The 25,863-nt window shown below is 72.3% G+C and carries 27 protein-coding genes; 15 read left to right on the forward strand and 12 right to left on the reverse strand.

Going from position 1 to position 25,863, the window contains the following annotated elements; genetic code table 11:
- Positions 1-18: 18 nt before the first annotated feature.
- The gene (locus tag ACFVSL_RS15410) at positions 19-624 is read left to right on the forward strand and encodes a histidine phosphatase family protein (protein WP_386941842.1); all 606 of its coding nucleotides are present in this window, start codon (positions 19-21) and stop codon (positions 622-624) included.
- Between the two features lie 54 nt (positions 625-678).
- On the opposite strand, the gene ACFVSL_RS15415 is transcribed toward ACFVSL_RS15410, so the two are convergent.
- A complete protein-coding gene (locus ACFVSL_RS15415) occupies positions 679-1,785 on the reverse strand; it encodes a glycosyltransferase family 4 protein (RefSeq protein WP_386941843.1) in 1,107 nt (368 codons plus the stop codon).
- Entirely contained in the window at positions 1,782-2,675 is an 894-nt protein-coding gene (locus ACFVSL_RS15420) for an alpha/beta fold hydrolase (protein ID WP_386941844.1), read from the reverse strand. Before ACFVSL_RS15420 ends, ACFVSL_RS15415 begins: the two co-directional genes overlap by 4 nt.
- A gap of 122 nt (positions 2,676-2,797) precedes the next feature.
- On the opposite strand from ACFVSL_RS15420, the gene ACFVSL_RS15425 reads away from it, so the two are divergent.
- Positions 2,798-3,499 (forward strand): 3'-5' exonuclease, encoded by a 702-nt coding sequence (locus ACFVSL_RS15425; RefSeq protein WP_386941845.1) that lies wholly within the window; start codon positions 2,798-2,800, stop codon positions 3,497-3,499.
- Positions 3,500-3,620: 121 nt separating this feature from the next.
- On the opposite strand, the gene ACFVSL_RS15430 is transcribed toward ACFVSL_RS15425, so the two are convergent.
- From ACFVSL_RS15430 to glgA, 3 genes are all read right to left on the reverse strand, one after another.
- On the reverse strand, positions 3,621-3,869 hold the full coding sequence (locus ACFVSL_RS15430; RefSeq protein WP_376945248.1) for a type B 50S ribosomal protein L31: 249 nt from the start codon (positions 3,867-3,869) through the stop codon (positions 3,621-3,623).
- Between the two features lie 154 nt (positions 3,870-4,023).
- Positions 4,024-4,815 carry an ABC transporter ATP-binding protein gene (locus ACFVSL_RS15435; protein ID WP_386941846.1) on the reverse strand — a complete coding sequence of 264 codons (792 nt, stop codon included), beginning with the start codon at positions 4,813-4,815 and terminating at the stop codon, positions 4,024-4,026.
- A 60-nt stretch (positions 4,816-4,875) separates the two neighbouring features.
- The gene (gene glgA / locus ACFVSL_RS15440; RefSeq protein WP_386941847.1) at positions 4,876-6,063 is read right to left on the reverse strand and encodes a glycogen synthase; all 1,188 of its coding nucleotides are present in this window, start codon (positions 6,061-6,063) and stop codon (positions 4,876-4,878) included.
- Between the two features lie 82 nt (positions 6,064-6,145).
- Between glgA and ACFVSL_RS15445 the strand changes: the two genes are divergently transcribed.
- Both ACFVSL_RS15445 and serB read left to right on the forward strand, forming a co-directional pair.
- Positions 6,146-7,393: a glucose-1-phosphate adenylyltransferase gene (locus ACFVSL_RS15445; protein WP_386941848.1), complete on the forward strand. Its 1,248-nt coding sequence runs from the start codon at positions 6,146-6,148 to the stop codon at positions 7,391-7,393.
- The gene (gene serB, locus ACFVSL_RS15450) at positions 7,390-8,052 is read left to right on the forward strand and encodes a phosphoserine phosphatase SerB (RefSeq protein ID WP_386941849.1); all 663 of its coding nucleotides are present in this window, start codon (positions 7,390-7,392) and stop codon (positions 8,050-8,052) included. Before ACFVSL_RS15445 ends, serB begins: the two co-directional genes overlap by 4 nt.
- Before the next feature lie 82 nt (positions 8,053-8,134).
- On the opposite strand, the gene ACFVSL_RS15455 is transcribed toward serB, so the two are convergent.
- Positions 8,135-8,845 (reverse strand): beta-ketoacyl-ACP reductase, encoded by a 711-nt coding sequence (locus ACFVSL_RS15455; protein ID WP_386941850.1) that lies wholly within the window; start codon positions 8,843-8,845, stop codon positions 8,135-8,137.
- A gap of 134 nt (positions 8,846-8,979) precedes the next feature.
- Here ACFVSL_RS15455 and ACFVSL_RS15460 point away from each other — a divergent pair, with 134 nt between their 5' ends.
- Genes ACFVSL_RS15460 through ACFVSL_RS15470 form a run of 3 tightly spaced genes read left to right on the forward strand, consistent with a single transcriptional unit; the run spans position 8,980 to position 10,408 of the window.
- Positions 8,980-9,306, forward strand: a complete 327-nt coding sequence (locus ACFVSL_RS15460; RefSeq protein ID WP_386941851.1) for a DUF3099 domain-containing protein — start codon at positions 8,980-8,982, stop codon at positions 9,304-9,306.
- Positions 9,303-9,572: a hypothetical protein gene (locus tag ACFVSL_RS15465; RefSeq protein WP_386941852.1), complete on the forward strand. Its 270-nt coding sequence runs from the start codon at positions 9,303-9,305 to the stop codon at positions 9,570-9,572. The genes ACFVSL_RS15460 and ACFVSL_RS15465 overlap by 4 nt, the downstream gene beginning before the upstream one ends.
- Entirely contained in the window at positions 9,569-10,408 is an 840-nt protein-coding gene (locus tag ACFVSL_RS15470) for an SURF1 family protein (protein ID WP_386941853.1), read from the forward strand. The genes ACFVSL_RS15465 and ACFVSL_RS15470 overlap by 4 nt, the downstream gene beginning before the upstream one ends.
- Positions 10,409-10,447: 39 nt before the next feature.
- On the opposite strand, the gene ACFVSL_RS15475 is transcribed toward ACFVSL_RS15470, so the two are convergent.
- Complete coding sequence (locus ACFVSL_RS15475) at positions 10,448-12,046, reverse strand: ABC-F family ATP-binding cassette domain-containing protein (protein ID WP_386941854.1); 1,599 nt, start codon at positions 12,044-12,046, stop codon at positions 10,448-10,450.
- A gap of 115 nt (positions 12,047-12,161) precedes the next feature.
- Between ACFVSL_RS15475 and ACFVSL_RS15480 the strand changes: the two genes are divergently transcribed.
- Positions 12,162-13,274 (forward strand): winged helix DNA-binding domain-containing protein, encoded by a 1,113-nt coding sequence (locus ACFVSL_RS15480; protein ID WP_386941855.1) that lies wholly within the window; start codon positions 12,162-12,164, stop codon positions 13,272-13,274.
- Between the two features lie 98 nt (positions 13,275-13,372).
- Here the strand turns inward: ACFVSL_RS15480 and ACFVSL_RS15485 are convergent, their stop codons facing one another.
- Complete coding sequence (locus ACFVSL_RS15485; RefSeq protein WP_386941856.1) at positions 13,373-13,936, reverse strand: YceI family protein; 564 nt, start codon at positions 13,934-13,936, stop codon at positions 13,373-13,375.
- A 112-nt stretch (positions 13,937-14,048) separates the two neighbouring features.
- Positions 14,049-15,209, reverse strand: coding sequence for a glycoside hydrolase family 3 N-terminal domain-containing protein (locus ACFVSL_RS15490; protein ID WP_386941857.1), 1,161 nt, complete (start codon positions 15,207-15,209; stop codon positions 14,049-14,051).
- 82 nt (positions 15,210-15,291) lie between these two features.
- Between ACFVSL_RS15490 and ACFVSL_RS15495 the strand changes: the two genes are divergently transcribed.
- From ACFVSL_RS15495 to ACFVSL_RS15520, 6 genes are all read left to right on the forward strand, one after another.
- Positions 15,292-16,443, forward strand: a complete 1,152-nt coding sequence (locus ACFVSL_RS15495) for a hypothetical protein (protein ID WP_386941858.1) — start codon at positions 15,292-15,294, stop codon at positions 16,441-16,443.
- Complete coding sequence (locus ACFVSL_RS15500) at positions 16,443-17,303, forward strand: oxygenase MpaB family protein (protein WP_386941859.1); 861 nt, start codon at positions 16,443-16,445, stop codon at positions 17,301-17,303. Before ACFVSL_RS15495 ends, ACFVSL_RS15500 begins: the two co-directional genes overlap by 1 nt.
- 8 nt (positions 17,304-17,311) lie before the next feature.
- Complete coding sequence (locus tag ACFVSL_RS15505) at positions 17,312-17,806, forward strand: Lrp/AsnC family transcriptional regulator (protein ID WP_386941860.1); 495 nt, start codon at positions 17,312-17,314, stop codon at positions 17,804-17,806.
- A 109-nt stretch (positions 17,807-17,915) separates the two neighbouring features.
- Positions 17,916-19,040, forward strand: coding sequence for a pyruvate dehydrogenase (acetyl-transferring) E1 component subunit alpha (gene pdhA / locus ACFVSL_RS15510; RefSeq protein WP_386941861.1), 1,125 nt, complete (start codon positions 17,916-17,918; stop codon positions 19,038-19,040).
- Positions 19,037-20,059: an alpha-ketoacid dehydrogenase subunit beta gene (locus ACFVSL_RS15515; RefSeq protein ID WP_386941862.1), complete on the forward strand. Its 1,023-nt coding sequence runs from the start codon at positions 19,037-19,039 to the stop codon at positions 20,057-20,059. The genes pdhA and ACFVSL_RS15515 overlap by 4 nt, the downstream gene beginning before the upstream one ends.
- Complete coding sequence (locus tag ACFVSL_RS15520; RefSeq protein ID WP_386941863.1) at positions 20,056-21,513, forward strand: dihydrolipoamide acetyltransferase family protein; 1,458 nt, start codon at positions 20,056-20,058, stop codon at positions 21,511-21,513. The genes ACFVSL_RS15515 and ACFVSL_RS15520 overlap by 4 nt, the downstream gene beginning before the upstream one ends.
- Positions 21,514-21,583: 70 nt before the next feature.
- On the opposite strand, the gene ACFVSL_RS15525 is transcribed toward ACFVSL_RS15520, so the two are convergent.
- The 3 genes from ACFVSL_RS15525 to ACFVSL_RS15535 all read right to left on the reverse strand — a co-directional run bounded on the left by ACFVSL_RS15525 (position 21,584) and on the right by ACFVSL_RS15535 (position 24,866).
- Positions 21,584-22,087 carry a hypothetical protein gene (locus tag ACFVSL_RS15525; RefSeq protein ID WP_386941864.1) on the reverse strand — a complete coding sequence of 168 codons (504 nt, stop codon included), beginning with the start codon at positions 22,085-22,087 and terminating at the stop codon, positions 21,584-21,586.
- A 160-nt stretch (positions 22,088-22,247) separates the two neighbouring features.
- On the reverse strand, positions 22,248-24,149 hold the full coding sequence (locus tag ACFVSL_RS15530; RefSeq protein ID WP_386941865.1) for a CocE/NonD family hydrolase: 1,902 nt from the start codon (positions 24,147-24,149) through the stop codon (positions 22,248-22,250).
- A gap of 219 nt (positions 24,150-24,368) precedes the next feature.
- Positions 24,369-24,866, reverse strand: coding sequence for a glutathione peroxidase (locus ACFVSL_RS15535; RefSeq protein WP_386941866.1), 498 nt, complete (start codon positions 24,864-24,866; stop codon positions 24,369-24,371).
- Between the two features lie 69 nt (positions 24,867-24,935).
- Here ACFVSL_RS15535 and ACFVSL_RS15540 point away from each other — a divergent pair, with 69 nt between their 5' ends.
- Positions 24,936-25,727, forward strand: a complete 792-nt coding sequence (locus ACFVSL_RS15540) for a metal-dependent hydrolase (protein ID WP_386941867.1) — start codon at positions 24,936-24,938, stop codon at positions 25,725-25,727.
- Positions 25,728-25,863: the final 136 nt, after the last annotated feature.

A 25,863-nucleotide genomic window follows, 5' to 3' on the forward strand; every position in this document is an offset into this window, starting at 1 on the left:
CGTGCGAGAGTCGTCGACATGACGGATGCCCCGCGCCACCCAGAACCGACGCTGATCGCCCTCGTCCGCCACGGCGAGACCGAGTGGAACCGCGAGCGCCGCATCCAGGGCATGACCGACATCCCGCTGAACGACACCGGTCGCGCGCAGGCCGCCGCGACCGGCGACCGGCTCGCCGCCGACGGCTGGGACGCGGTGTACGCCAGCACGCTCTCGCGCGCGGCCGAGACGGCCGAGATCATCGCCGACGTGCTCGAACTGCCCGCGCCGCGCCTCATGGGCTCGCTCGCCGAGCGCAGCCACGGCGTGCTCGAGGGCCTCGACCACGCGGGCCGCATGGCGGTCGAGGCGCAGGCGGCGACGATCGAGGGGCTCGAGCCGCGCTCCACCGTGATCGCGCGGGCGAGCGCCGCGCTCGCCGAGATCGCGGCGGCGCACCCCGGCGGCAGCGTCGTCGTCGTCTCGCACGGCGGCGTCATCCACTCGCTCATCCTCGAGCTCAGCGAGTGGACGCTGCCCGGGGCGGGCTACGCGATCACGAACGGCTCGGTGCACCTGCTGCGCCACGCCGACGGCGGGCTCGAGCTCGTCGAGCCCGAGCTCCTCACCGGCACCGAGGCCTGACACGCGATCTCCGCGCGGGGGCGCCGGCGCACGGCTGCCGGCCCGCCGGGCTCGTCAGCGGCGGCGGCCGCGCCGCCGGCTGCCGCGGCCGCCGTGCTCGGCGACCGTGCGCCGCATGAGCTCGAGCAGGGTCGCGGCCGACCCCGCCCAGGTGTACTGCGCAGCGCGCTCCACGGACCGGGCCGAGTGCTCCTGCCAGATGTCGTCGGACTCGAGGTCGCCGAGCGCCCGCACGAGGTCGTCGACGTCACCCGGGTCGAAATAGAGGGCGGCGTCGCCGCCGATCTCGCGGAATATCGGGATGTCGCTCACGACGACCGGCGTGCCGAGTCGCATCGCCTCGATGAGCGGGATGCCGAAGCCCTCGGCCTTCGAGCCGTGTACGAGCGCGGTGGCGCCCGCGAGCAGCTCCGCGTACGCGGCATCCGTCACGCCGTCGTGGAACACGAGCCGTGCCTCGGGGGCGAGCCTCGTCAGCCGCTCGCGCTCGTCGCGGCCGATGCGGCTGAGCAGGTGCAGTTCGTGGTCGGGCAGCGCGGCGACGGCCTTCACGAGCGTGTCGACGTTCTTGTACGGCATGTACGAGCCCATGTAGACGAGCCGGTGACCGTCGGGGCGGCTGCGCGGCAGCTCGGGCACGCCCAGGTCGTCGGAGGCGTTCGAGACCACCGTGATCGGGCGGTCGGTGAGGTGGTGCTCGCGGATGAGGCCCGCCGTGGTCTCGGAGACCGTGACGACCGAGTCGGCCCGGTTCAGCAGGAGGCGCTGGGGCCACCACGCGAGGTGGTAGAGCCGCCAGAGCAGCCGCACCGGCGCGGGGAGGTCGCGCGGCGGCGTGCGGTTCTCGTAGTAGATCAGGTCGTGGAGGGTCAGGAGGAGGCGGTAGTCGCGGCCCCACGACCCCATCGTCTGCATCGGCGAGAACACGACGTCGGGGCGCAGGCGCCGCACCTGGCGGGCGACGAACGGCTCGCGGGCGCTCGTCGGCGAGCTCACGAGCTGCCACGGCAGGTCGGGCAGCATCTCGAGCTGCCGATGGTCGCTCACGAGCATCGTGACCGGGTGCAGCTTCGCGAGCTCGGTGACGAGGCCCGCGGTGAACCGGCTGATGCCGTCGTGGTGGCCGATGCGGGTGTAGCGGCAGTCGACGACGACCCTCATGCGCGCGACTCCGCGCGCAGGAACCGGCCGATGCGCGCCGCGGCGTCGCCGGGCGTCTCGTAGTGGATGAGGTGCCCCACCTCGGGGATCACCTCGAGGGTCGCGTCGGGGAAGCGCCCGACGAGGCGGTGCTGCGCGTCGAGCGGGGTGACGTCGTCGCGCTCCGCGGCGACGAGCAGCGTCGGCACGGCGATGCGCTCGGCGTACTCGCTCACGTCGTGGCTGACGGAGGCGCGGAACGCCTCGAGCAGCTGGTCGCGGTCGCCGAAGTCCGAGAAGTAGCGGTCGTGCTGGTCGTGGATCCAGCGGCGCAGCTCGCGCTCGCCGGTCTTCGCCATGGTCACGCTCATGACGCGCACGACGGCGCCGTTGCGCAGCAGCGCGAAGCCGGCCTTCTCGGGCAGCGCGGCGGCGGCCCGGTAGTAGAGCACCGCGAGCCGGGTCATGACGCCGCGCGGCCCCTGGAGCGCGGGGGCGCCGATCGGGTTCACGAGCACGAGCCGGCGCGGTGCGAGACCGCCCGCGACGGCCGCCGACGACACGATCGAGCCGAAGGAGTGCCCCAGCAGGTCGTAGTCGCCCGTGATGCCGACGGCCTCGATGAACGCACCGAGCCAGCGCGCGTAGCCGTCGATGTCGTGCTCGCGGTCGGCGAAGGTCGCCGACTCGCCGAAGCCGGGCAGGTCGGGCGAGATGATGCGGTACCCCGGCAGCTGGGCGACGACGGGCTCGAGGCCGTGGTGGTCGCCGCGGAAGCCGTGCACGAGCACGAGCACGGGGGCGCCGGCCTCGCCGTACTCCCACCATGCGGTGTCGGTGCCGTCGACGTCGACCCGGTGGGCCCTGACGGGGATGCGGGCGAGCGCGGCGGCGTAGGGCGAATCGATCATCCCCGCCATTCTACGGATCCCGACTGCACGGATGCCCCGCAGGCGAGCGCAGCGTCGCGGATGCGGCGGACACGCGACGCGCCGCCGCGGCGATGACGGTGGCGCTGCATAGCCTTTCGCACATGGATGCCACGAACGCCGCCCTCTGGGCGAACACCCTCGCCGTCTTCGACCTCGAGACCACCGGCATCGACGTCGACGTGAGTCGCATCGTGACCGCCCACGTCGGCGTGCTCGGCGCCGACGGCGAGGTGCTCGAGCAGCGCGAGTGGCTGGTCGACCCGGGCATCGAGATCCCGACGGCGGCCTCGCTCATCCACGGCGTGACGACCGAGCGCGCCCGTCTCGAGGGGCAGGCGGCACCCACCGCCGTCGGCGAGATCATCGCGGCCCTCGCCGACGCCGCGGCCCGCGGCCTGCCGATCGTCGCGTACAACGCCGCCTACGACCTCACGATCCTCGAGCGCGAGGCCGCACGCTACGGCCTCGCTCCCCTGCCCGGCCCGGGGCCGGTGATCGACCCGCTCGTCATCGACAAGGCCGTCGACAAGTACCGTCGCGGCAAGCGCACGCTCTCGGCGACGGCCGAGCACTACGGCGTCGTGCTCGACGACGCCCACAACGCCGGTGCCGACGCGATCGCCGCGGGCCGTGTGGCGCAGGCGATCGCCCGCGCCCACCCCGAGCTCGCGACGGTCGCCGTCGCCGAGCTGCACGCCCGCCAGGTCGACTGGTGCCGCGAGCAGGCTGAAAGCTACCAGTCGTGGCGCCGGCGCAACGGCGAGCCCGAGTTCACGACCTCGGGGGCATGGCCGGTGCGCTGACCCGGCACCGGGGGCGACGCGGTCCGCGTCGCCCTTCCCGCCGGGCGTGCCCGAAGTGCGCGCCCGGGCACGACGAAGGGGCGGGCGACTCGCGTCGCCCGCCCCTTCTGGGTCGGCTGGATTACTTGCCGAAGCCCTTGAAGCGCTGGTTGAACTTCTCGACGCGGCCGGCCGAGTCCATGATGCGCTGCTTGCCCGTGTAGAACGGGTGCGACTCGCTCGAGATCTCGACGTCGATGACCGGGTAGGTGACACCGTCGAGTTCGATCGTCTTGTCGCTCGTCGCGGTCGAACGCGTGAGGAACGTGGCGCCCGAAGCCAGGTCGCGGAACACGATGGCGTTGTACTCGGGGTGGATGTCGGTCTTCATGGAGACTTCCTTGGATTTCGATTGAGAGAGCGGACGATGGATTTGGAGCTCCTGCCGCACGACTGCGGCACCTTCGCGGTGTCGGTCAGCGGCGGGAAAGCATGTTGGCGGTAGGGCCAGCTAACGAGTTTAGCAGAATCGGGGCGAGAACTTCTCAGACGGCGCGCGCGGCGTATCGGCCGTCGCGCTCGGTGAGCTCGATCTTCATGTCGAAGGTCGAACCGAGGTTCTCTGCGGTGAGCGCCTCGGCGAGGGGGCCCGCCGCGACGATGCCGCCCTTCTTCACGAGGAGGGCGTGGGTGAACCCGACGGGGATCTCCTCGACGTGGTGGGTGACCATCACGATCGCGGGCGACGACGGCGAGGCCGCGTAGCCGCCGAGGAGGCCGACGAGCTCTTCGCGTGCGCCGAGGTCGAGGCTCGCGGCCGGCTCGTCGAGGAGCAGCAGCTCGGGGTCGGTCATGACCGAGCGGGCGATCTGCACGCGCTTCTGCTCGCCGTCGGAGAGGCTGCCGAAGCGGCGGCCCGCGAAGCCGTCGAGGCCCCACTCCTTCAGCACGCGCTCGGCGCGCCGGAGGTCGATGCCCTCGTACTCCTCGTTCCAGCGGCCGGTCACCGAGTACGCGGCGGTGAGGATGACGTCGAGCACCGTCTCGTCGCGCGGGATGCGACGCGCCATCGCCGTCGAGGCGAAGCCGATCATGGGGCGGAGCTCGAAGACGTCGACCTTGCCGAGCGCCTCCTGGAGCACCTCGGCCTTGCCCGAGGTGGGGTGCATGGCGGCCGCGGCGATCTGCAGCAGCGTCGTCTTGCCCGCGCCGTTCGGCCCGAGCACCACCCAGCGTTCGTCGGAGGCGACGCTCCACGTCACCGCGTCGAGGATCGTGTTGCCGTCACGAACCACCGACACGTCGCGGAACTGCAGGACCGTACTCGCACTCGCCATGCGTCAATGCTATCGGGAGCCGGAGGCCCGCCCGACGCACGCGAGCGGCCGCCTGCGCGATCAGCGGGCGAGCACTCGCTCGTACACCTCGATCGTGCGCGCGGCGATCGCGTCCCATGCGAAGTGCGTCTCGGCGCGGCGGCGCCCGGCGGCGCCCATCTCGGCCGCGCGAGCCGGGTCGGCGACGACGCGGGCGAGCGCCTCGGCGAGATCGCGCACGAATCGCTCGGGGTCGAGCGGGGTGCCGGTGCCGTCGTCGGCCTGCTCGATCGGCACGAGCACGCCCGTGACGCCGTCGTCGACGACCTCGGGGATGCCGCCGGTCGCCGTGCCGACCACCGGCGCGCCGCACGCCATCGCCTCGAGGTTCACGATGCCGAGCGGCTCGTAGATCGACGGGCAGACGAAGGTCGTGGCGGCCGTGAGGAGCGCGGTCAGCTCGTGACGGGGAAGGTGGCGGTCGATCCAGACGACGCCGTCGCGTTCGGCCCGGAGCCCGTCGACGAGCGCCGTGACCTCGGCCACGATCTCCTCGGTGTCGGGGGCGCCCGCGCAGAGCACGAGCTGCACCTCGGGCGGCAGCAGCCGCGCCGCGCGAAGCAGGTACGGCAGCCCCTTCTGCCTGGTGATGCGGCCCACGAAGACGATGGACGGGCGGTCGGGGTCGACCCCGAGTGCGCGCACCGCGTCGCCGTCCTCCGAGGGGGCCCAGTCGGCGAGGTCGATGCCGTTCACGACGACGTCGACCTTCGACGGGTCGAGGGCGGGGTACGCGCGCAGGATGTCGCGGCGCATCCCCTCGCTCACGGCGATGACCGCGTCGGCGTCCTCGAAGGCGGTGCGCTCGACCCAGGAGCTCAGCCGGTAGCCGCCGCCGAGCTGCTCGGCCTTCCAGGGCCGCAGCGGCTCGAGGCTGTGGGCGGTCACGACGTGCGGGACGCCGTGCAGCCGCTTCGCGGTGAGCCCCGCGAAGTTCGCGTACCAGGTGTGCGAGTGCACGACGTCGGCCCCGGCCGCGTCGCCGGCCATGAGCAGGTCGACGGCCATCGTCGACAGCGCGGGGTTCGCCTCGTCGAACGCACCCGGCACCGGGTACGCCTGCGTCCCGGCCTCGTCACGCGGCGCGCCGAAGCAGCGGACGCGCACGTCGATGCTCGCGCGCAGCGCGCGGACGAGCTCGGCGGCGTGCACGCCGGCACCGCCGTACACCTCGGGCGGATACTCACGGGTGAGGAGGTCGACGCGCATGCTGGCAACGGTAGCGCAGGGTCGGAGGACACGGGCCGAAACCCGGACGCGCGAAGTCGCGCAGGCTCGTTACAGTTGCCTCATGGTTTCGCGCAAGGTGTTCGGCATCGTCCTCGCTGGTGGCGAGGGCAAGCGGCTCATGCCCCTGACTGAGGACCGGGCCAAGCCCGCGGTGCCGTTCGGCGGGCAATACCGATTGATCGACTTCGCGCTCTCGAACCTGCTGAACTCGGGTCTCAGGCAGATCGTCGTGCTGACCCAGTACAAGTCGCACTCCCTCGACCGCCACGTCTCGCAGACCTGGCGGCTGAGCGGCCTGCTGAACTCGTACGTGGCGTCGGTCCCGGCGCAGCAGCGACTGGGCAAGCGCTGGTTCTCGGGCTCGGCCGACGCGATCCTCCAGAGCCTCAACCTCATCTACGACGAGCGCCCCGACCTCATCGTCGTCGTCGGCGCCGACCACGTCTACCGCATGGACTTCTCGCAGATGATCGACGCGCACGTCGAGTCGGGCGCCTCGGCGACCGTCGCGGCGATCCGCCAGCCGATCGCGCTCGCCGACCAGTTCGGCGTGATCGAGGTCGACCCCGAGCGCCCCGCACGGATCAGTCGCTTCCTCGAGAAGCCGACCGACCCGGTCGGGCTGCCCGACTCCCCCGGCGAGGTGCTCGCGTCGATGGGCAACTACGTGTTCGACGCCGACGCGCTCATCGACGCGGTGCTCCGCGACGGCGAACGCGCGGACTCGAGTCATGACATGGGCGGCGACATCATCCCGGCGTTCGTCGCGCAGGGCGACGCCGGCGTGTACGACCTCAAGCAGAACGACGTTCCCGGCTCGACCGACCGCGACCGCTACTACTGGCGCGACGTCGGGACGATCGACTCCTTCTTCGAAGCCCACCAGGACCTGATCTCGGTGATGCCGATCTTCAACCTCTACAACCGCGAATGGCCGATCTTCAGCCAGCAGCTCAACTCCCCGCCGGCGAAGTTCACCCGCGACGCGCGGGGCACCCTCGGCACCGTCATCGACTCGATCGTGTCGCTCGGCTCCGTCATCTCGGGCGCGCACGTCGAACGCAGCGTGATCGGACCGTGGGCCGTCGTCGGCTCCGGCGCGCACGTCTCCGACTCGATCCTCTTCGACCGCGCGCGCATCGACGCACGGGCGACGGTGCAGCGGGCCATCCTCGACAAGGAGGTCGTCGTCGAGGCCGGGGCGCGCATCGGCGTCGACCGCGCCGAAGACCTCGCCCGCGGCTTCATCGTGACCGACAGCGGCATCACGGTCGTCGGCAAGGGCTCTCGCGTTCGGGCCCACGCGTGAGCCCCGCCGCCCAGGGCCGCTCGCGCGGCCCGCTCGTCGTGCTCGACGCCGACTCCACGCTCATCCGCGAGGAGGCGATCGAGCTGCTCGCGGAGGAGGCCGGCAGCCTCGAGCACGTGGCCGCCGTGACCGAGCGCGCGATGCGCGGCGAGCTCGACTTCGCCGCCAGCCTGCGCGAGCGCGTCGCGACGCTCGCCGGGCTCGACGAGTCGGTGCTCGCCGCCGCGCGCGAGCGCATGACCCCGACCGACGGCGTCCAGGAGCTCATCGACGGCGTGCACGCGGCCGGCGGGCTCGTCGGCGTCGTGTCGGGAGGGTTCCACGAGTTGCTCGACCCGCTCGCCGAGCGCCTCGGCCTCGACTTCTGCCGCGCCAACCGGCTCGAGACCGCCGGCGGACGCCTCACCGGCCGCGTCGACGGAGCGATCGTCGACGCCGCGGCGAAGGCGACGGCACTCGTCGAGTGGGCGGCGGCGGGAGGCATCCCGCTCGAGCGCACGGTCGCGGTCGGCGACGGCGCGAACGACCTGCGGATGCTCGACCGCGCCGCGCTCGGCATCGCGTTCTGCGCGAAGCCCGTGGTGCGGGCGCAGGCCGATCTCGCGATCGACCGCCCCGACCTCGGGGCGGTGCTCGCGGTGCTCGGCCTGCGGGGCTGACGCGTACGCGCGAAGGGGGCCGGTACGTGATCGCGTACCGGCCCTCCTGCGTGGTCGGCGTACCGGGCGGTGACGGCTGGGGTCAGTGCCCCATGCCGAGGCCGCCGTCGACCGGGATGACGGCGCCGGAGATGTAGCCGGCGTCGTCGCCCGCGAGCCACGCCACGACGCGCGCGACCTCGTCGGGCGACGCGAAGCGGCCGAGCGGGATGTTCTTCTTGTACTCGGCCTGCTGCGCCTCGGGCAGCTCGTCGGTCATGTCGGTCTCGATGAACCCGGGCGCGACGACGTTGGCCGTGATGTTGCGGGCGCCGAGCTCGCGGGTGAGCGAGCGGGCCATGCCCACGAGGCCGGCCTTCGACGAGGAGTAGTTGACCTGGCCGGCCGAGCCGTAGAGTCCGACGACGCTCGAGATGAGCACGATGCGGCCGAACTTCGCCTTGAGCATGCCCTTCGACGCCCGCTTGACGATGCGGAAGGCGCCGGTGAGGTTCGTGTCGACGACGCTCGTGAAGTCGTCCTCGCTCATGCGCATGAGCAGCATGTCGCGCGTGATGCCGGCGTTCGCCACGACGACCTCGACCGGGCCGAGCGCGGCCTCGATCTCGGTGAACGCCCGGTCGACCGACTCGGAGTCGGTGACGTCGGCGCGGACCGTGAGCGCGCCCTCGGGGCCCTCGCCCGAGCGGGCGGTCACCGCCACGCGGTGCCCCTGGGCGAGGAACTCGCGGGCGATCGCGTAGCCGATGCCACGGTTGCCACCGGTCACGAGGACGGTGCGGCTCGACGTCATGCTGGACTCCGTTTCTGCAGGTGGGGCCGTACGGCCCGTCCCAGCATAGAGGCTCGCCTGACGGGGCATCCGACGCGCTCGAATCGACGTAGGCTTGAGTGAAGAGGAGCGCCGTCAGGCCTGCGGCGACCACCATGAAGCAGCAGTCGATCACCACGCTGCCGCCCTCGCCCGAGGCGGAGCGGCGTTCGCGCATGATCAAGTACACGATCGCCATGTCGATCCGCGTACTCTGCATCGTCGCGATGCTCTTCGTCGACGGCTGGTGGCTCGCGGTCTGCGCGGCCGGCGCGATCTTCCTCCCGTACTTCGCGGTCGTGCTCGCGAACGTGAGCAGCCCGAAGCGCACGAGCCGGGTGCTCCGCCCGGGCGGCATCGTGCGACGCACTCCCCCGCCGTCGGCAGCGCCCGGCGGCCCCGAACCCACCGACCGTCGAGACGACGAGCGAGGAGCGGCATGATCGGCGGACTCGGCGGCGCGCCCGCCCAGGGCGGCTGTTCGCGATCCGGATGCCACGAGCCGGCGAGCTGGCGCATCGATTGGCGGAACCCCCGCATCCACACGGGTGAGCGCTTCAAGACCTGGCTCGCGTGCGACGAGCACGTCGACTACCTGCGCGAGTTCCTCGCGGCCAGATCGTTCCCGCTCGAGGTGCACGGCTTCGCGGGCGAGGGTGAGCCCCGGAACGGCACGACGTCGGACACCTCGACGGAGGCTCGTTCGTGAGCGAGTGGCGCTTCCTCCTCGCACCGCGCTGGGCCGGCTACCTCGCACTCACCGTGATCTTCGCGATCGCCTGCTCGGCGCTCGGCACGTGGCAGCTCAACCGCCGTGCCGAGGCGCTGGCCGAGGTCGCGCGCATCGACGCCAACTACGACGCCGAGCCGATCCCGGTGGCCGAGGCGCTGCCCGACCCCGCCGCGTTCGACGTCGAGCAGCGCTGGCAGGTCGTCGAGCTCTCGGGCGAGTACCTGCCGGCCGAGGAGGTCGTGGTGCGCAACCGCCCGCTCGGCGGCAGCACCGGCTTCGAGGTGATCACCCCGTTCCGGCTCGACGACGGCACCGTGTTCATGGTCGACCGGGGCTGGATCCCACAGGACTCCGACGGGCGGCCGAGCGAGATCCCGGCGCCGCCCGCGGGTCGGGTCGAGGCGAACGCCCGGCTGAAGGCCGGCGAGGGCCGCATCGAGGGCCGCACCTCGACCGGCGTCGAGTTCGCCACGATCGACCTCGACGAGCTCGCCGAGCGCGTCGGCGAGCCCGCGTACACCGGCGCATACGGCATCCTCGTGCAGTCGGGCGACGACGCCGCCGAGCCGCCCGTCGCGGCCCCGCGCCCCGAGCGCGACGAGGGTCCGCACCTCTCGTACGCGCTGCAGTGGTACGTCTTCGCGATGCTCGCCTTCATCGGGCTGGGCTGGGCGGCGAACCAGGAGCGCAAGGGGCTCGCCGAGGCATCCGGCGTCTCGGACGACTCGCGGCGCGCGCCGCGGCGACCGAAGCCGCAGAGCCGCGGCGGCGAGGACGCCGACTACGAGGACCAGGTGCTCGACCGACGGTGACCGGCCGCGGCTCGCCTCGGCGAGCCGCGCCCCGCGGGGTCACGCGAGCTCGATGAGCTCCTGGTACTCGCGGCTCCAGTGGTCCTCGGTGCCGTCGGGCATGATGAGCACCCGCTCGGGGTTCAGCGCCTCGACGGCGCCCGGGTCGTGCGAGACGAGCACGACCGAGCCCTCGTAGTGCGCGAGCGCGTCGAGGATCTCGGCGCGGCTCGCGGGGTCGAGGTTGTTCGTCGGCTCGTCGAGGAGCAGCACGTTCGCCCCCGAGACGACGATCATCGCGAGTGCGAGTCGGGTCTTCTCGCCGCCGGAGAGCACGCCGGCGGGCTTGTGCACGTCGTCGCCCGTGAACAGGAACGAGCCGAGCACCTTGCGGGCCTCGGTCTCGGTGAGGTTCGGCGAGGAGCTCACCATGTTCTCGAGCACGGAGCGCTTGACGTCGATCGTCTCGTGCTCCTGGGCGTAGTAGCCGACGCGGAGGCCGTGGCCGGCTTCGACGAGGCCGGTGTCGGGCGCGTCGACGCCCGCGAGGATGCGCAGCAGCGTCGTCTTGCCCGCACCGTTCAGTCCGATGATGACGACCTTCGAGCCGCGGTCGATCGCGAGGTCGACGGCGGTGAAGATCTCGAGCGAGCCGTAGCTCTTCGACAGGTCGCTGGCCGTGATCGGCGTGCGGCCGCACGGCGCGGGCGTCGGGAAGCGCAGCTTCGCGACCCGGTCGACGGCGCGCACCTCCTCGAGCCCGGCCAGCAGCTTCTCGGCGCGCGCGACCATCTGGTGCGCTGCGGCGGCCTTCGAGGCCTTCGCGCCGAACTTCGCGGCCTGGAGCTGCAGGACGCCCGCCTTCTTCTCGGCGTTCGCACGCTCCTTCTTGCGGCGCTCCTCGTCGGCGGCGCGCTGGCGCTGGTAGTGCTTCCAGCCCATGTTGTAGATGTCGATGATCGAGCGGTTCGCGTCGAGGTAGAAGACGCGGTTCACGACCTCCTCGACGAGCACGACGTCGTGGGAGATGACGATGACGCCGCCCTTGTAGCCCTTCAGGAACTCGCGGAGCCACACGACCGAGTCGGCGTCGAGGTGGTTGGTCGGCTCGTCGAGGATCATCGTGTCGGCATCGGAGAAGAGGATGCGCGCGAGCTCGATGCGACGGCGCTGGCCGCCCGAGAGCGTCTTCAGCGGCTGGTCGAGGATGCGGTCGGGCAGGTTCAGGTTCGAGGCGATCGACGCGGCCTCGGCCTCGGCGGCGTACCCGCCGAGCGCGTTGAAGCGATCGGTGAGGTTGCCGTACTTCTTCATGGCCTTCTCGGCGACGACCGGGTCGTCGCTGCCCATGTTCATGGATGCCTCGTGCATGCCGAGCACGAGCGAGCCGAGGCCGCGCGCGTCGAGGATGCGCGTGCGCGCGAGCATCTCGGGGTCGCCGGAGCGCGGGTCCTGCGGGAGGTAGCCGATCTCGCCGGTGCGGTCGATCTTGCCGTCGGTCGGCAGGGTCTCGCCGGCGAGGGTCTTCGTGAGCGTCGTCTTGCCGGCGCCGTTGCGCCCGACGAGGCCGATCTTGTCGCCGTCGGAGACGCGGAAGTTCACGTGCTCCATGAGGAGGCGCGCACCGACGCGGATCTCGAGATCGTGGACGGCGAGCACGACGGGCCTCCTGGCGGGGATCGGGGGTGATGGTGCCGAACGGCACAGCCGCCCAGTCTATCGTTCGCGGCGGGGTGTCAACTCCGATGTCGGCGGCGCCCGGCAGAATCGCAGCATGACGACGGATGGCCCGAGCGACCCCTCGATCGCCTCGATCCGGGCCGCGCGCCTCAGCGCGCAGGGGCTCCTCGACGGCTTCGACTCCCCCGCGGCGGCACTCGAGCGGCTCGTGTGCGTGCAGGCGCAAGACCTCGCGGCCGCGAAGTGGGTGCTCGGCGCGAGGGTCGCCGATTCGAGCGAGGCGAGCATCGACCGGGCGATCGACGATCGGTCGCTGCTGCGCTCGTGGCCGATGCGCGGCACGCTGCACTTCGTCGAGCCCGAGCTGCTCCGCCCGATCCTTCGGCTGACGGCCGCGCGGCTCATGCAGCGCGCGGCGAAGATCCATCTCGGCGAGGGCATCGACGACGCGGTGCACCGTGCCGCCCGCGCGGTCGCGATCCGCGAACTCGAGGGCGGTCGTTCCGCCTCTCGCGACGAGCTCCAGGCGGCGTGGGCCGCCGCGGGCATCCCCATCGAGGGGCAGCGCGGGTACCACCTGATCTGGCGGCTCGCGATCGAGGGCCTGCTCTGCTGCGGTCCGGTCGAGACCCGGGCGCGTCAGCGCTTCGTGCTGCTCGACGAGTGGTCACCCGCCGGCCCGAACGAGCCGGCCGACGACGACGAGACGCTCGCGCGGCTCTTCACCGGGTACGCGCGCGGGCACGGGCCGGTCTCGGCGCGCGACTTCGCCTGGTGGACGGGCCTCACGCTGACCCGGGCCCGGCTCGCGGTCTCGGCCGCGGGCGACTCGGTCGTCGCCGTGGGCGACGAACGGTACGTCGCGGTCGACGCGTCATGGCCTGCGGCCCGGGCCGCGACCGGCCGGCACGTGCTCGCGCCGTTCGACGAGTACTTCCTCGGCTACGGCGACCGCACGGTCTTCTGCTCGACGGCCGACGCCGTGCGCGTCGTCCCGGGCAAGAACGGGCTGTTCCTGCCGATCCTCGTCGCCGACGGCGAGGTCGTCGGCACGTGGCGCCGCGCGCCCGAGCGACGCGGCTCGACGGCGATCGAGCTCGCCCCGTTCGCCGACGAGGTCGACCCGGCCGAGTTCGCCCCGGCGTTCGAGCGCTGGGCCGGGTTCTGGTCGACGACCCTCGGCGAGCTCACCGTGCGCGAGGGCTGAGCCGCCCCGCAGATTCGCAGGGCGCGCACGGATCGCGCCGAGACGACGACGGGCCGGATGCACGTGGCATCCGGCCCGTCGTGGTGATCGCCGAGCGATTACTGCTCGAGCTGCGCCTGCAGCTCGAGGGTGATCGTGACGTCGGAGCCGAGCAGCACGCCGCCGGTCTCGAGCGCCGCGTTGTAGTGGAGGCCGAAGTCCTCGCGGTTGACGACGGTCTTGGCCGTGGCGCCGCCCTTGTAGTTGCCGTAGGGGTCGCCGCCGAAGCCGCCGAAGTCGAAGTCGAAGGTGACGGGCTTCGTGACCCCGTGCATCGTGAGCTCGCCGTCGACCTTGAAGTCGCCGTTCTCGACGCGGACGCCGGTCGAGACGAAGTCGATCGTCGGGTAGGTCTCGGCCTCGAAGAAGTCGCCCGTGCGCAGGTGCGCGTCGCGGTTCGGCTCGTTCGTGGTCACCGAGGCGACCTCGGCCGACGCGGTCACCGTCGAGTCGAGCGGGTTCTCGGCGGTGACGAAGGTCGCGTTGAAGCGCTCGAACTTGCCCTTGACCTTGCTGATCATGAGGTGGCGGACGGAGAAGGCCACTTCGCTGTGGGCGGGGTCGATCGTCCAGGTGCCTGCGCGGTAGCCGGGGATCTCGATCGTCGAGGCGGTGGTCGTCATGTTGCGGTTGCTCCCATGTGTTCGGTTCCGAGCCGATCGGCTCATACGGGTGTCAACGCGGGCGGCGGAGAGATCTATTCCCATGCATGGAAACTTTTCTGCGAAGGATCGCTCAGGCGAGCGATCGGCGGAGCTCGAGCACGCGGCGCACCGCGTCGTCGAGACGTTCCTCGGAGATGCGGCCCGAGTCGACCGCCGCCGAGATCGACGCGACGAGCCCGTCGACCGAGATCCCGAACTCGGACGGGTCCGCGGGGAGCACGTAGAGCAGCAGGTCGGCGCCGGCCGCGACCGCGCGCACGGCGTTCTCGCCGGGGTCGGCGTACTCCGCGAGGCCGTTGTGCTGCAGCATCAGCATGTCGTCGGTGACCACGACGCCCTCGAAGCCGAGCTCCTCCCGGAGGACGCGGTGCCATTCGGGCGAGAGCGAGGCCGGTGCCGCATCGACCGCCGGGTAGGCGAGGTGCCCGGTCATGACGAGCTCGGCACCCGCGTCGATGCCGGCTGCGAACGGCAGTGCCGGGCCGGCTCGCCACTCCGCGCGGCTGAGCGGCGCGGTCGGAATGCTCGTGTGCGAGTCGCCGGGCGCTGCGCCGTGCCCCGGGAAGTGCTTGAGGGTGCTCGCCACCACGCCCTGCTCCCCCGCGACCGCCGCCGCGACGCGTTCTCCCGCGGCCCCGGGCTCGGTGCCGAGCACCCGGCCCGAGATGAAGGAGCCCGGGTCGGCCGTGACGTCCGCGATGACGCCGAAGTTGACGTTCGCTCCGCCGGCGGCCACGCTCGCGGCGCGCGCGGCGAAGGCCTCCCCGGCGGCGGCGGGCGGCGCCTCCCGCAGGGTCGCCGCACTCGCGGCGGTGTCCCAGTCGAGGCGCGACACCTCGCCGCCCTCCTGGTCGACGCCGATCAGCGGCGGCAGCTCGGGATCGGCGACGAGCGCCGCCGTCATCGCGGCGAGCGACGGAGCGTCGCCCGCGATGTTGTCGCCCATCAGGATGACGCCCGACGCGCCCGCGTCGATGAGCGCGCGCGACGGCGCAGGATCGGTGCCGGGAGCGTGCAGCATCAGCAGCGCCGCCGCCTTCTGCTGCGTGCTGAGCTCGGCCATCCGTTCGTCGACCCAGGCGGCGACGGGATCGAGGGTCGGCGTCGGCGCGGCGGTCGGCGTCGGCGCGGGCGCCGTCGAGCTCGGCGAGCTCGGCGCCGCGCTCGCGCACCCCGCCAGGGCGAGCGAGGCCATCACGATGAGCAGGGCCGACAGCCGGGAGGAACGCACGCGCCGAGTGTACGCTGCGTGTCCGACCGACCGCTGAGCGGGGCCGTGGGTAGACTCGCGGCCTCGAAGGGGGGGTGAGTCGATGCGCCGAGGACGCCCGATCGCGAGCGCCGCGAGCGTGCTCGCCCTCGTCATCGCGCTCGGCTCGATCTCGTCGCCGGCGGGCGCGGAGGAGTACCCCAGCTGGGGCGAGGTCGAGGCGGCGAAGCAGAGCGTCGCCGCACGGGAGGCGGAGTCGTCGCGCATCACGACCCTGGTCGACCGTCTGGAAGGCGAGGCCGCCGTGCTCGGCGACGCAGCGGTCGAGGCCGCCGCCGTCGCCGCCTCGGCGGAGTCCGCGCGCCGCGAGGCGGCCGAGCAGGCCGCCGCGCTCGGCGCCGACGCCGAAGCGGCCGCGACCACCGCGCGCGAGTCGCAGGCGGAGTTCGGACGGCTCACGGGCCTGCTCGCCCGCACGGGCGGGGCGGACATCACGCTTCGACTGCTGTTCGCGGCCGGCGACGGCGATGCCGACGAGCTGCTCGACGGGCTCTCCCGCAGCGCCCGGCTCGCCGACGTCTACTCGGGCGTCGCGGCGGGCGCTGCGGCCGCACGTGCCGAGTACGACTCGCTCAGTGCGCAGGCCGACGTGGCCGAACGGGAGCGGACACGGCTCGCGGAGGAGGCCGACCGCGCCTCGGCCGCCGCGGAGGACGCCCATCTGGCCGCAGAGGCGAGGCTCGCCGAACAGCGCACGGCGCTCGACACCCTCTACGCGCAACTCGCGAGCCTGCGCGATCGAACGGTCGAGCTCGAGCGACGTTACCGGGTCGGCGAGCAGGCCAGGCTCGAGGCCGAGGCCCGCGAGCGGGCCGCCGCCGAGGCCGACGCCGGCGGCTCGGGCGGCTCGGGCGGCGGCACGGGGGCGCCGCCGCCGGGCGTCGTCGTCGACCCCGCCGCGGCGAAGGCGTACGCGGCCGGTGCCGTCGCCCGCTACGGCTGGGGCTCGGGCCAGTACGACTGCCTCGTCCGCTTGTGGACGCGCGAGTCGAGCTGGCGCGCCGACGCGTACAACGCCTCGAGCGGCGCGTACGGGATCCCGCAGTCGCTGCCGGGCAGCAAGATGGCCTCGGCCGGCGCCGACTGGCGAACGAACGCCGCGACCCAGATCGAGTGGGGGCTGTCGTACATCAGCGACCGCTACGGGGCGCCGTGCGGCGCCTGGGCGCACTCGGAGAGCTACAACTGGTACTGATGACCGTCCCAGACCCCGTTCCCGGCAACGACCCCTTCCGGCGGCACGCCGCCGAGGGAGTCCTGCTCCTCGGCGGGGGCGCCGCCATCCTGCTGCAGCTCGCCGACCCGCGCGTCGCCCGCGGAGTCGCCCGGCACAGCGACTTCGCCGGACGCCCCCTCGATCGGCTCTTCGGGACGCTCGACTACGTGTACGCGGTGGGCTTCGGTGACGAGGCGGTCAGGCGGGCCGCGGTCCGCCGGGTGAACGCGCGCCACGCCCCCGTGCGCGGCGACGCAGCTGACTCCGCCGACGGCGAGGCCGACGAGGCGGGCGACGCGCGCAGCGCACGGTACTCGGCGTTCGACGCCGATGCGCAGCGTTGGGTCGCGTCGACCCTGCTCGCGACGGCGCTCGCCGTCGAGGAGCGGCTCTGGGGCCCGCTCGACGAACGCGAGGCCGACGCGATCGTGCGCGGCTACGCTCCGCTCGGCGGCAGCCTGCAGGCGGGCCGCGAGGGCTGGCCCGCGAGCCGCGCCGAGTTCGAGGCGTGGTGGCAGGCGCGGCTCGCCGCGCTCGACGTCGGCGACGACGCGCGCGGCGTCGCCCGGATCCTGCTCGGCGGTTCGGCGGCGCTCCCGCCCGGCACCCGGCTCCTCCTCCCCCTCGTCCGGCTGTCGACCGCGGCGCTCCTGCCGGCGCCGATCCGCGCCGCATACGGGTTCCGCTGGACGCCGCGGGCAGAGCGCGTGAGCGCCGCCTGGCTCCGCGGCATCGCGATCGTCTGGCCGCTGCTGCCGCGCGTCGTGCGGCACGCTCCGATGCGAGGATCACTCCGACGGGCGCGGCTCCGGAACCGGTACGCTGAGCGAGAGGCATGAGGACGACGATGACCCCGCAAGCAGCGCACCGCAACGAACCACTCGACAGCATCGACCGCAGAATCGTGGCCGAGCTGAGCCGCGACGGCCGGCTGTCGGTGCGAACCCTCGCCGACCGGGTGCACATCTCGCGCACGGCGGCGCACAACCGGCTGCAGCAACTGCAGCAGCGGGGAGTCATCACCGGCTTCGGCGCGCAGATCGACCGCCGCTCGATCGGCCTGCACATCTCCGCGCTCGTCGTGGTGCGCATCGGCGAGGTCTCGTGGGAGGAGATCGCGGCGAAGCTCGCCACGCTGCCCTTCGTCGAGAAGGTCCAGGCGGTCTCGGGCGACATCGACATCATCCTCACCGTGAGCGCGCCCGATCACGAGCAGCTGAGCCAGGCGATCCTCCGCGACATCCACGACATGCCCGGAGTGGTGTCGACCCGGTCGCACCTGATCCTCGAGGAGATCGAGGGTCACCCGCCCGCGCAGACGCTGGACATCTGGCGCACCTGACTGCGCCCCTGGTGGACGAATGGCAACGGTTTCGGCCGTCGGCAGCCGTTCGTTCACGCTTGGATGACACGCCCGACCTCGAGGGTCGAGCATGTCGCACCATGGCTCCATGAGCCTCAATGTCGAGCACGCCCCGACCCGCACCCTTCCATCGGAGAAGCCGCTCCGCCTTCTCGACAACGCGGGTCACGCCGTCACCGGCCACGCGACCGGCGGCTTCTCGCTGCCCGACACCGACACCCTCCTCGGGCTCTACCGCAAGATGGTCGTCGCCCGCCGTTTCGACGTGCAGGTCACCGCGCTCACCAAGCAGGGCCGCCTCGCCACCTATCCCTCGGCCTACGGCCAGGAGGCCTGCGAGATCGGCGCCGTCGCCTCGCTCGACCGCACGGACTGGCTCTTCCCGACCTACCGCGACAGCATCGCCCTGCTCACCCGCGGCATCGCCCCCGCCGACATCCTGCAGTCGTTCCGCGGCGACTGGCACAACGGCTACGACCAGCACGCGTTCCGCACCGCCGCGCAGGCGACGCCGCTCGCCACCCAGGCGCTGCACGCCGTCGGCCTCGCCCACGCCGCGCGGCTCCGCCACGACCCGATCGTCGCCCTGACCTTCCTCGGCGACGGCGCCACGAGCGAGGGCGACGCCCACGAGGCGTTCAACTTCGCCGCCGTGTGGCAGACCCCGACCGTCTTCATCGTGCAGAACAACCAGTTCGCGATCAGCGTGCCGCTCGAGAGGCAGACCCGCGCCGCGACCCTCGCCGACAAGGCCGTCGGCTACGGCATGCCTGGGTTCCACGTCGACGGCAACGACGTCGCAGCGATGTACGCGATCACGCACGCCGCCGTCGAGCGCGCCCGTGCGGGCGGCGGCCCGACCCTCATCGAGGGCGTCACGTACCGCATCGAGCCGCACACGAACTCCGACGACCCGAGCCGCTACCGCGCCGCGCGCGACGTCGAGCACTGGAAGCGGCGCGACCCGATCGAGCGCCTCGAGAAGTACCTCGTCTCCGAGGGGGCGCTGACCGAGACCCTCCGCGCCGAGATCACCGACGAGGCCGAGGAGCTCGCCGCGGCGACCCGCGAGGTCATGACCGCCGAGGCCGAGCTCGACCCGCTCGAGCTCTTCGACCACGTCTACGCGCGGCCCCGTGCCGCACTCGCCGAGCAGCGCGCCGCACTCGCCGCCGAACTCGCCGCCGGCACCCACCAGGAGGACGCCCGATGACCGCCACCGCGACGAAGGACGCCCGCCCCGAGGCATCCGCACCGACCCAGCTCACGATGGCCGGCGCGCTGAACGCCGCACTGCGCGACGCGATGGCCGCCGACGACCGCGTCATCGTCTACGGCGAGGACGTCGGGCCGCTCGGCGGCGTGTTCCGCATCACCGACGGCCTGCAGGCCGAGTTCGGCGAGGAGCGCATCTGGGACTCCCCGCTGGCCGAGTCGGGCATCATCGGCACCGCGATCGGCATGGCGATGTACGGCATGCGCCCGGTCGTCGAGATGCAGTTCGACGCGTTCAGCTACCCCGCGTTCGAGCAGATGGTGTCGCACGTCGCGAAGATGCGCAACCGCACGAAGGGGCGGGTCACGCTGCCCATGGTCGTGCGCATCCCGTGCGCGGGCGCGATCGGCGGCGTCGAGCACCACTCCGACTCCTCGGAGTCGTACTGGGCGTCGACCCCCGGCCTCACGGTCGTGATGCCCTCGAACCCGGCCGACGCGTATTCGATGCTGCGCGAGGCGATCGAGAGCGACGACCCCGTCGTCTTCATGGAGCCCAAGAGCCGCTACTGGTCGAAGGCGCCGATCGCCCTGCCGGTGACCACCGCGCCGATGGATCGCGCCGAGGTCGTGCGCACGGGTGACGACGTCACCCTCCTCGCGTACGGGCCCACGGTCCGCACCGCGCTGGAGGCCGCCGAGGCCGCGGCCGCCGAGGGGCTCTCGGTCGAGGTCGTCGACCTCCGCAGCCTCTCGCCGTTCGACGACGAGACCGTCGGCGCGTCGGTGCGCAAGACCTCGCGCGCCGCCGTCATCCACGAGGCCGCGCAGTTCGGCGGCTACGGCGCCGAGGTCGCCGCGCGGGTGACCGAGCGCAACTTCCACCACCTCGCGGCGCCGGTGCTGCGGATCGCCGGTTTCGACATCCCGTACCCCTCGCCGAAGCTCGAGGAGCACCAGCTGCCCACGCCCGACCGCATCCTCGCGGCGCTCGACACCTGGGAGTGGGACGCATGAGCCGCGAGTTCATCCTGCCCGACCTCGGCGAAGGCCTCACCGAGGCCGAGATCGTCGCGTGGCTCGTCGCCCCGGGCGACGAGGTCGCGATCGACCAGCCGGTCGTCGAGCTCGAGTCGGCGAAGTCCGTCGTGCAGCTGCCGACCCCGTTCGCGGGCGTCGTCGAGTCGCTCGGCGGCGAGGTCGGCCAGACGCTGCACGCGGGCACCGTGCTCATGACGCTCGGCACCGCGGTCGCGGCGGCCGAGTCACCGACGAAGGATGCCTCCGCGCCGGCGTCGGCCGCCGGCTCGCCCGTCGACGAAACCGCGACATCCGCCGCAGCGGCCGCTCCGGTCGCCGCCGAACCGGGCGTCGCCGCCCCGACCGAGGTCGCGACCGAGGAGTCGGGCGCCGTGCTCATCGGGTACGGCACCCGCGCCTCGACGGTGACCAAGCGCGCCGCGACGGCGCCGGCGCGATTCGGCCGCCGGCGCACCGGCGCCGCGACGGGCTCGGGCCCCGGTACAGGCACCGGCGGCGGCGTCGCCGCACGTTCGCGCCTCGACAGCGCGCGCCGCTCCCCCGTGGTCTCCCCGATCGTGCGGCGGCTCGCCCGGCAGCACGGCTTCGACGCCTCGCAGCTCGACGGCTCGGGCCCCGACCACCTGGTCATGCGGCGCGACGTCGAGGCGTTCATCGGCGAGCAGCAGGGTGCGACCACGCAGGCCGCGCCCGAGGCATCCGCATCGCCGTCGCCCGTGCCCGCCGCCGCGATCGCCGCCGGCGACGAGCGGATCCCGCTCGACCGCATCGGCCGGGCGGCGGCCGCCCATTTCTCGCGCTCGCGCAGGGAGATCCCCGAGGCGACCGTCTGGATGGACGTCGACGCGACCGCCCTGGTGGCCGCCCGCAAGCAGCTGCACGCCGCGACCGGCGAGCGCTTCGGCACGACCGCCCTCGTCGCACGCTTCGTCGTCGCGGGCCTCCGCAGGCACCCGCGCCTCAACTCGAGCTTCGACGCCGAGCGCGACGAAGTCGTGCTGCACGGCGCCGTCAACCTCGGTCTCGCGGCGCAGACGCCCCGCGGCCTCATGGTGCCGGTCGTGCACGGCGCCGAGGCGATGAGCCTGCGCGGGCTGCGCGACGCGATCGGCACCCAGACCGAGGCCGCCGCGACCGGGGTCTTCGCCCCGGCGGCGCTCTCGGGCGGCACGTTCACGCTGAACAACTACGGCACGCTCGGCGTCGACGGCTCGGCGGCGATCATCAACCACCCCGAGGCGGCGATGCTCGGCATCGGCCGGCTCGTCGAACGGCCCTGGGTCGTCGACGGCGCGCTCGCCGTGCGGACGGTCACCGAGCTGACCCTCTCGTTCGACCATCGCGTCTGCGACGGCGCCGAGGCCGCGGCGTTCCTCACCTTCGTCGCGGGCTGCATCGAGCAGCCGCTGTCGCTGCTCGCCGAGCTCTGAACCGCGAACGGCCTCGCCCGTCGTGGGCGAGGCCGTTCGTGCGCGACGGCTCGGCGCCGTCGCGCGTCGATCAGAAGAACTCGTCGGGGGTGCCCGCCGCCCGCTCGACGTCACGGGTGTCGACCCCGGCGGCGCGCAGCTTGGCGACCGAGACGCGAAGCCCCGACTCCATCTGCGCGGCCCACGCGTCGGACTCGCGCGCGCTCGTCTCGGCCGCACGCGCACGCGCCTCCGACGACTCGGCGGCGTCGCGGGCGTCGCGCACCTGGCGCAGCGCGAGCGAGATGCCGTAGTAGGCGGCGACCATCGTGGCGATGGGTGCGGCGATGATCGCGAGGGCGCTGATCGCGGCTCCGGTCGGGCTGAAGGCGATGAGCAGCGCGAACGCGAGGAAGAGCGCGACGATCGCCGCGAGCACGACGAGCATGAACCGCAGGTCTCGGCCCCACGGGCGGCCTTCGGCGGTGTCGGCGGGCTTGGCGGTGGTCGCGTCGTCGACCGACAGGGGCGGCGGTGCGAAGTCGGGCACCGTCGGCTGGTCGTCGTGACTCGGACGGGCGTACGCGTCGGACATTCGGTCTCCGCTCCCCTGCAATCGGATGGACCCCCCAATTGTGGGCCGAGCCGGACGAGCGGTCAAGGAACCGCGCCGGGCCGCAACGGATGCCCCGGGCCCACGACGAGACCCCCGGGCTTCGCAGAAGTCCGGGGGTCTCGACCTCCTCGCCGGCCGGTCAGTTGCCGGGCCACACCGTTTCATCGAGGTTGGCCAGGGTTCCCGGGCTCAGGTTCTCGGTGTCCTTCGCGGTCAGGCGCCCAGGACCGAACCCTGCCATCGGACCCGAGACGGGCAGGTTCAGCTGCGAACCGCCGAGGGCGACGGTGTAGGTGCTCGACGAGGTGTCGGCCGCGAGCACGCCGTTGCGGCTGCCGCTGATCACGAGACCGAGCTGGTGACCGGCGGGCACGACGACGTCGTTGGCCGCCAGTTCGACGGTGACCCGATGGTTGCCGGCCCCGTCCAGACGAGCCCACCCCCGGGCGAGCACCTGGAGCTCGGTGCTCGCGATCCGCTTGCCGACCTCGTTGTAGCAGGCGTCGTCGGTCGCGGTCGCCGGGCCCCAGCAGGACTCGGTGCCCAGGGTCTCCGCGCCGTCACCGGTCGTGATGATGCGATCCATCATTCCGTAGTCGACGAGCATGACCGAGACCTGCCCGACCGGAACGGTGTGCGTGACGTCGAGGTCGACGGTCGGCGTGCCCGAGATCCGGAGCTCGTGCTTGGTCGTGCCGGTGAGGAACTGCAGGCGGTTGGGGTTGTCGCCGATCCTGATCGCGTTCGCCTCGCTCAGCGAGGTGGCGTTGACGTAGCTCGCGGTGGTGCGGTCCTGCTTGCCCAGCATCATCGTGCCGTCGGCGTGCAGGTTCAGGGTCTGCGTGCGGGCCGACGAGATCGGCCAGGTCGGTGACTGCTCCCACCGGTCGGGGGCGGTCTCGACGCTGACCGCGGGCTCGCGGTCGATGCCGTTGTCGATGTCCATGAGCTCGTGGTCGAACCAGCGGTGCAGCGTGTCGACCCACAGGCCGCGCTCGGAGTCGAAGGGGTCGACGTGCCCGAGACGAGTGAGCCACATCTTGCGCTCGACGCCCTGCTCGCCGAGGGCGTCCCACCACTTCGAGGCGTTCATCGTCTTGACGTTGGTGTCCTGCAGGCCGTGCATGATGAACACGCTGGCCTTCACCTTGGACACGTCGTAGAAGGTGCCCTCCCGGTAGTCGCGCTCGGCCCAGAAGTCGGTGTAGGCACCCGTCTCATCGCCGTCGTTCGCGTTCATCCAGTTGAGCCGCGCCGAGCAGTCGGTGGCGATGGTCCGGTTGGAGGCGACCGACCGCGACAGGCTGCTCGGGTAGTTGTTGGACTTCACCGCTCCCTGCCAGCGGTTGTAGTCGTACCACGAGCTGATCGCGCTGATCGGCACGATCGTCTCGAGTCCGTCGACGCCCGTCGCCGCGACGCCGTTCGCGAGTGTCCCGTCGTAGGACTTGCCGATCATCCCGGTCTTTCCGTTGCTCCAGTCGGCGTCGACGACGTCGCCGGCGGCGTCGTGCGCCACGCCCGTGCCGTTCAGCCACTCCACGACGGCCTTGACCGACTCGATGTCGGAGCGGCCACCCTCGTCGGTGCAGCCGGTCGAACGTGCGGTGCCGGCCATGTCGACCGCGACGAAGGCGTAGCCCCGGGGCACGAAGTAGTTGTCGTAGTAGAGCGGGAACTTGACGATGTTCCCGTCGGCGTCGTAGACCTTTCGCTCCGCCTCGTTGCCTCGACCCGAGCTCAGGTAGTAGGGACTCGCGTCCATGATGATCGGGACCCGGGCGTTGCCGTCGAGCTCGCGGGGCCGGATGATGTCGGCGGCGATGCGCTCGCCGACGCCGTCGTCGTCGAGGTCGGGGGTCGTGACCCACACCGTCTCGCGAATGGCGTCGGCGTAGTCGTAGATCGGGGCGGTCGTCCCGTCGACGAGCGTGACGGGAGGATTGTCATCGGGTGCCGCGGTGGCCGCCCCCGCCGCGCCGAGTGCCAGCGGCGCCGCGATGGCGACCGAGCCGGCGAGTGCGAGCATCCTGGTTCTCATGGAGATCCTTTCGTCCGAGGACAACGCTGTCCTAGTGCGCGATCTCTGAAACATACGATGCCCGACCAGATTGGTCAACAATCCTGCGCGGAGGATCTCCGAAGCCGGGCCCGGGCGGCGTCGTGCGCGGCGAGCGAGGGTTCGAGACCTCGGTCGGACGCCGCCGACACTCGTTCGAGCCGGACGAGCGGACACGGAACGGCGCCCGGTCCGCATGCGTCAGGCTGCGCGCCGCTCCGAGATGCCGCGTTCGATCGCGGCGATGATCTCGGGGTCGTCGGGCTCGGTCGTCGGCCGGAACCTCGACACCTCGCCGCCGGGCTGGATCACGAACTTCTCGAAGTTCCACTTCACCCGGCCGGCCTTGCCGCGGGCGTCCTCGACCTGGGTCAGCACCTCGTAGAGCGGGTGGCGGTTGCGGCCGTTGACCTTGACCTTCTCCATCAGCGGGAAGCTCACGCCGTAGGTCATGGAGCAGAACTCCTTGATGTCGGCGGCGCCGCCCGGCTCCTGGCCGGCGAACTGGTTGCACGGGAAGCCGAGCACCGTGAACCCCTGGTCGCCGTACTCGCGCTGGAGCTCCTCGAGCTTCGTGTACTGCGGCGTGAGCCCGCACTTCGACGCGACGTTCACGACCATCACCACCTCGTCGGCGTAGTCGGCGAGGGTGACGGTCTCGCCGTCGATGGTCGTCAGGGGGATGTCTCGGAGTTCCACCCTCAGAGCCTACGATGCCGAACCGGGAATGTGGGCGGCCGCGGATACGATCGTCGATCGATGATGGGCATGAATCACGCGATCAGCGGCGCCGCCGCCTGGGTCGCGGTCACCGGCGCCGCTCCCCTGCTCGCGACGGGGGCGTACCCCCTCGACCCGGTCGGCGTGGTCGCCGGCGCGACCGTGTGCGCCGGCGCGGCGCTCCTGCCCGACGCCGACCACCACAGCGCGACGATCTCCCGCTCGGTGCCGATCCTCGGTCCGCTGACGGCCCGCACCATCGGCGCGCTCTCCGGCGGGCACCGGCACGGCGCGCACTCCCCCGTCGCCGTCCTGCTCGTCGCGGCGGCCGCGTGGGCGCTGACGGCGCTGACCATGCCGGTCGAGCCGATCGGCGGTTTCGAGCCGGGCACCGTCCCGATCGGCGCGGGCATCGGCACCGCGGCGCTCACCGCCTTCGCCGTGAAGGCGCGCGACCTCGTCGACTCCTGGCTCCTCGCCTGGCTCGCGGGTCTCGCGCTCGGCCTCTTCATCGTGCTCTTCGCCCCCGAGCAGGTGGCGTGGTTCCCGCTCGCCGTGACGATCGGGTTCGTCGCGCACCTCGCCGGCGACGCGCTCACCACCGGCGGCCTCCCGGGGCTCCTGTGGCCCTGGGTGCCGCGACCGCCCGAGATCGTCGGCGACATCCCCGTGCTGAAGAGCCTGTGGCTGCCGAACGGGTACCTCGCGCTGCCGCTGCTCGGTGACACCGGTTCATGGCGCGAGAAGGCCTTCGGAGGGCTGCTGACGCTGTACTGCACGCTCGCCCTCGGGTACGAGGTGCTGCGCTTCCTGGGCCTCGAGCGGTTGCTCGAGCGCTAGCTGTACTGACCCGGATCGTTGTTGACGTAGGAGAGACCTCCGGGGTCGAGTTGGAGCTGTCTAGTTCTTCATCTCGATCGCACGGAGGTCTCTCGTGTCTCACGCTAATGCCCGGCTGACTCCGGCCGGCCGGTTG

The sequence above is a fragment of the Agromyces sp. NPDC058064 genome (assembly GCF_042885275.1).
Lineage (GTDB): Bacteria > Actinomycetota > Actinomycetes > Actinomycetales > Microbacteriaceae > Agromyces.

Excerpts from the sequence above, each read along its gene's own strand:
- ACFVSL_RS15480 (WP_386941855.1), top strand. The coding sequence starts at position 12,162 with ATGACGACGGATGGCCCGAGCGACCCCTCGATCGCCTCGATCCGGGCC.
- ACFVSL_RS15420 (WP_386941844.1), bottom strand. The coding sequence starts at position 2,675 with ATGATCGATTCGCCCTACGCCGCCGCGCTCGCCCGCATCCCCGTCAGG.
- pdhA (WP_386941861.1), top strand. The coding sequence starts at position 17,916 with ATGAGCCTCAATGTCGAGCACGCCCCGACCCGCACCCTTCCATCGGAG.
- ACFVSL_RS15445 (WP_386941848.1), top strand. The coding sequence starts at position 6,146 with ATGGTTTCGCGCAAGGTGTTCGGCATCGTCCTCGCTGGTGGCGAGGGC.
- ACFVSL_RS15465 (WP_386941852.1), top strand. The coding sequence starts at position 9,303 with ATGATCGGCGGACTCGGCGGCGCGCCCGCCCAGGGCGGCTGTTCGCGA.
- ACFVSL_RS15525 (WP_386941864.1), bottom strand. The coding sequence starts at position 22,087 with ATGTCCGACGCGTACGCCCGTCCGAGTCACGACGACCAGCCGACGGTG.
- ACFVSL_RS15455 (WP_386941850.1), bottom strand. The coding sequence starts at position 8,845 with ATGACGTCGAGCCGCACCGTCCTCGTGACCGGTGGCAACCGTGGCATC.
- ACFVSL_RS15430 (WP_376945248.1), bottom strand. The coding sequence starts at position 3,869 with ATGAAGACCGACATCCACCCCGAGTACAACGCCATCGTGTTCCGCGAC.
- ACFVSL_RS15460 (WP_386941851.1), top strand. The coding sequence starts at position 8,980 with ATGAAGCAGCAGTCGATCACCACGCTGCCGCCCTCGCCCGAGGCGGAG.
- glgA (WP_386941847.1), bottom strand. The coding sequence starts at position 6,063 with ATGCGCGTCGACCTCCTCACCCGTGAGTATCCGCCCGAGGTGTACGGC.
- ACFVSL_RS15410 (WP_386941842.1), top strand. The coding sequence starts at position 19 with ATGACGGATGCCCCGCGCCACCCAGAACCGACGCTGATCGCCCTCGTC.
- ACFVSL_RS15415 (WP_386941843.1), bottom strand. The coding sequence starts at position 1,785 with ATGAGGGTCGTCGTCGACTGCCGCTACACCCGCATCGGCCACCACGAC.
- ACFVSL_RS15485 (WP_386941856.1), bottom strand. The coding sequence starts at position 13,936 with ATGACGACCACCGCCTCGACGATCGAGATCCCCGGCTACCGCGCAGGC.
- ACFVSL_RS15500 (WP_386941859.1), top strand. The coding sequence starts at position 16,443 with ATGACCGTCCCAGACCCCGTTCCCGGCAACGACCCCTTCCGGCGGCAC.
- ACFVSL_RS15435 (WP_386941846.1), bottom strand. The coding sequence starts at position 4,815 with ATGGCGAGTGCGAGTACGGTCCTGCAGTTCCGCGACGTGTCGGTGGTT.
- ACFVSL_RS15530 (WP_386941865.1), bottom strand. The coding sequence starts at position 24,149 with ATGAGAACCAGGATGCTCGCACTCGCCGGCTCGGTCGCCATCGCGGCG.
- ACFVSL_RS15505 (WP_386941860.1), top strand. The coding sequence starts at position 17,312 with ATGACCCCGCAAGCAGCGCACCGCAACGAACCACTCGACAGCATCGAC.
- ACFVSL_RS15520 (WP_386941863.1), top strand. The coding sequence starts at position 20,056 with ATGAGCCGCGAGTTCATCCTGCCCGACCTCGGCGAAGGCCTCACCGAG.
- ACFVSL_RS15515 (WP_386941862.1), top strand. The coding sequence starts at position 19,037 with ATGACCGCCACCGCGACGAAGGACGCCCGCCCCGAGGCATCCGCACCG.
- ACFVSL_RS15495 (WP_386941858.1), top strand. The coding sequence starts at position 15,292 with ATGCGCCGAGGACGCCCGATCGCGAGCGCCGCGAGCGTGCTCGCCCTC.
- ACFVSL_RS15540 (WP_386941867.1), top strand. The coding sequence starts at position 24,936 with ATGAATCACGCGATCAGCGGCGCCGCCGCCTGGGTCGCGGTCACCGGC.
- ACFVSL_RS15425 (WP_386941845.1), top strand. The coding sequence starts at position 2,798 with ATGGATGCCACGAACGCCGCCCTCTGGGCGAACACCCTCGCCGTCTTC.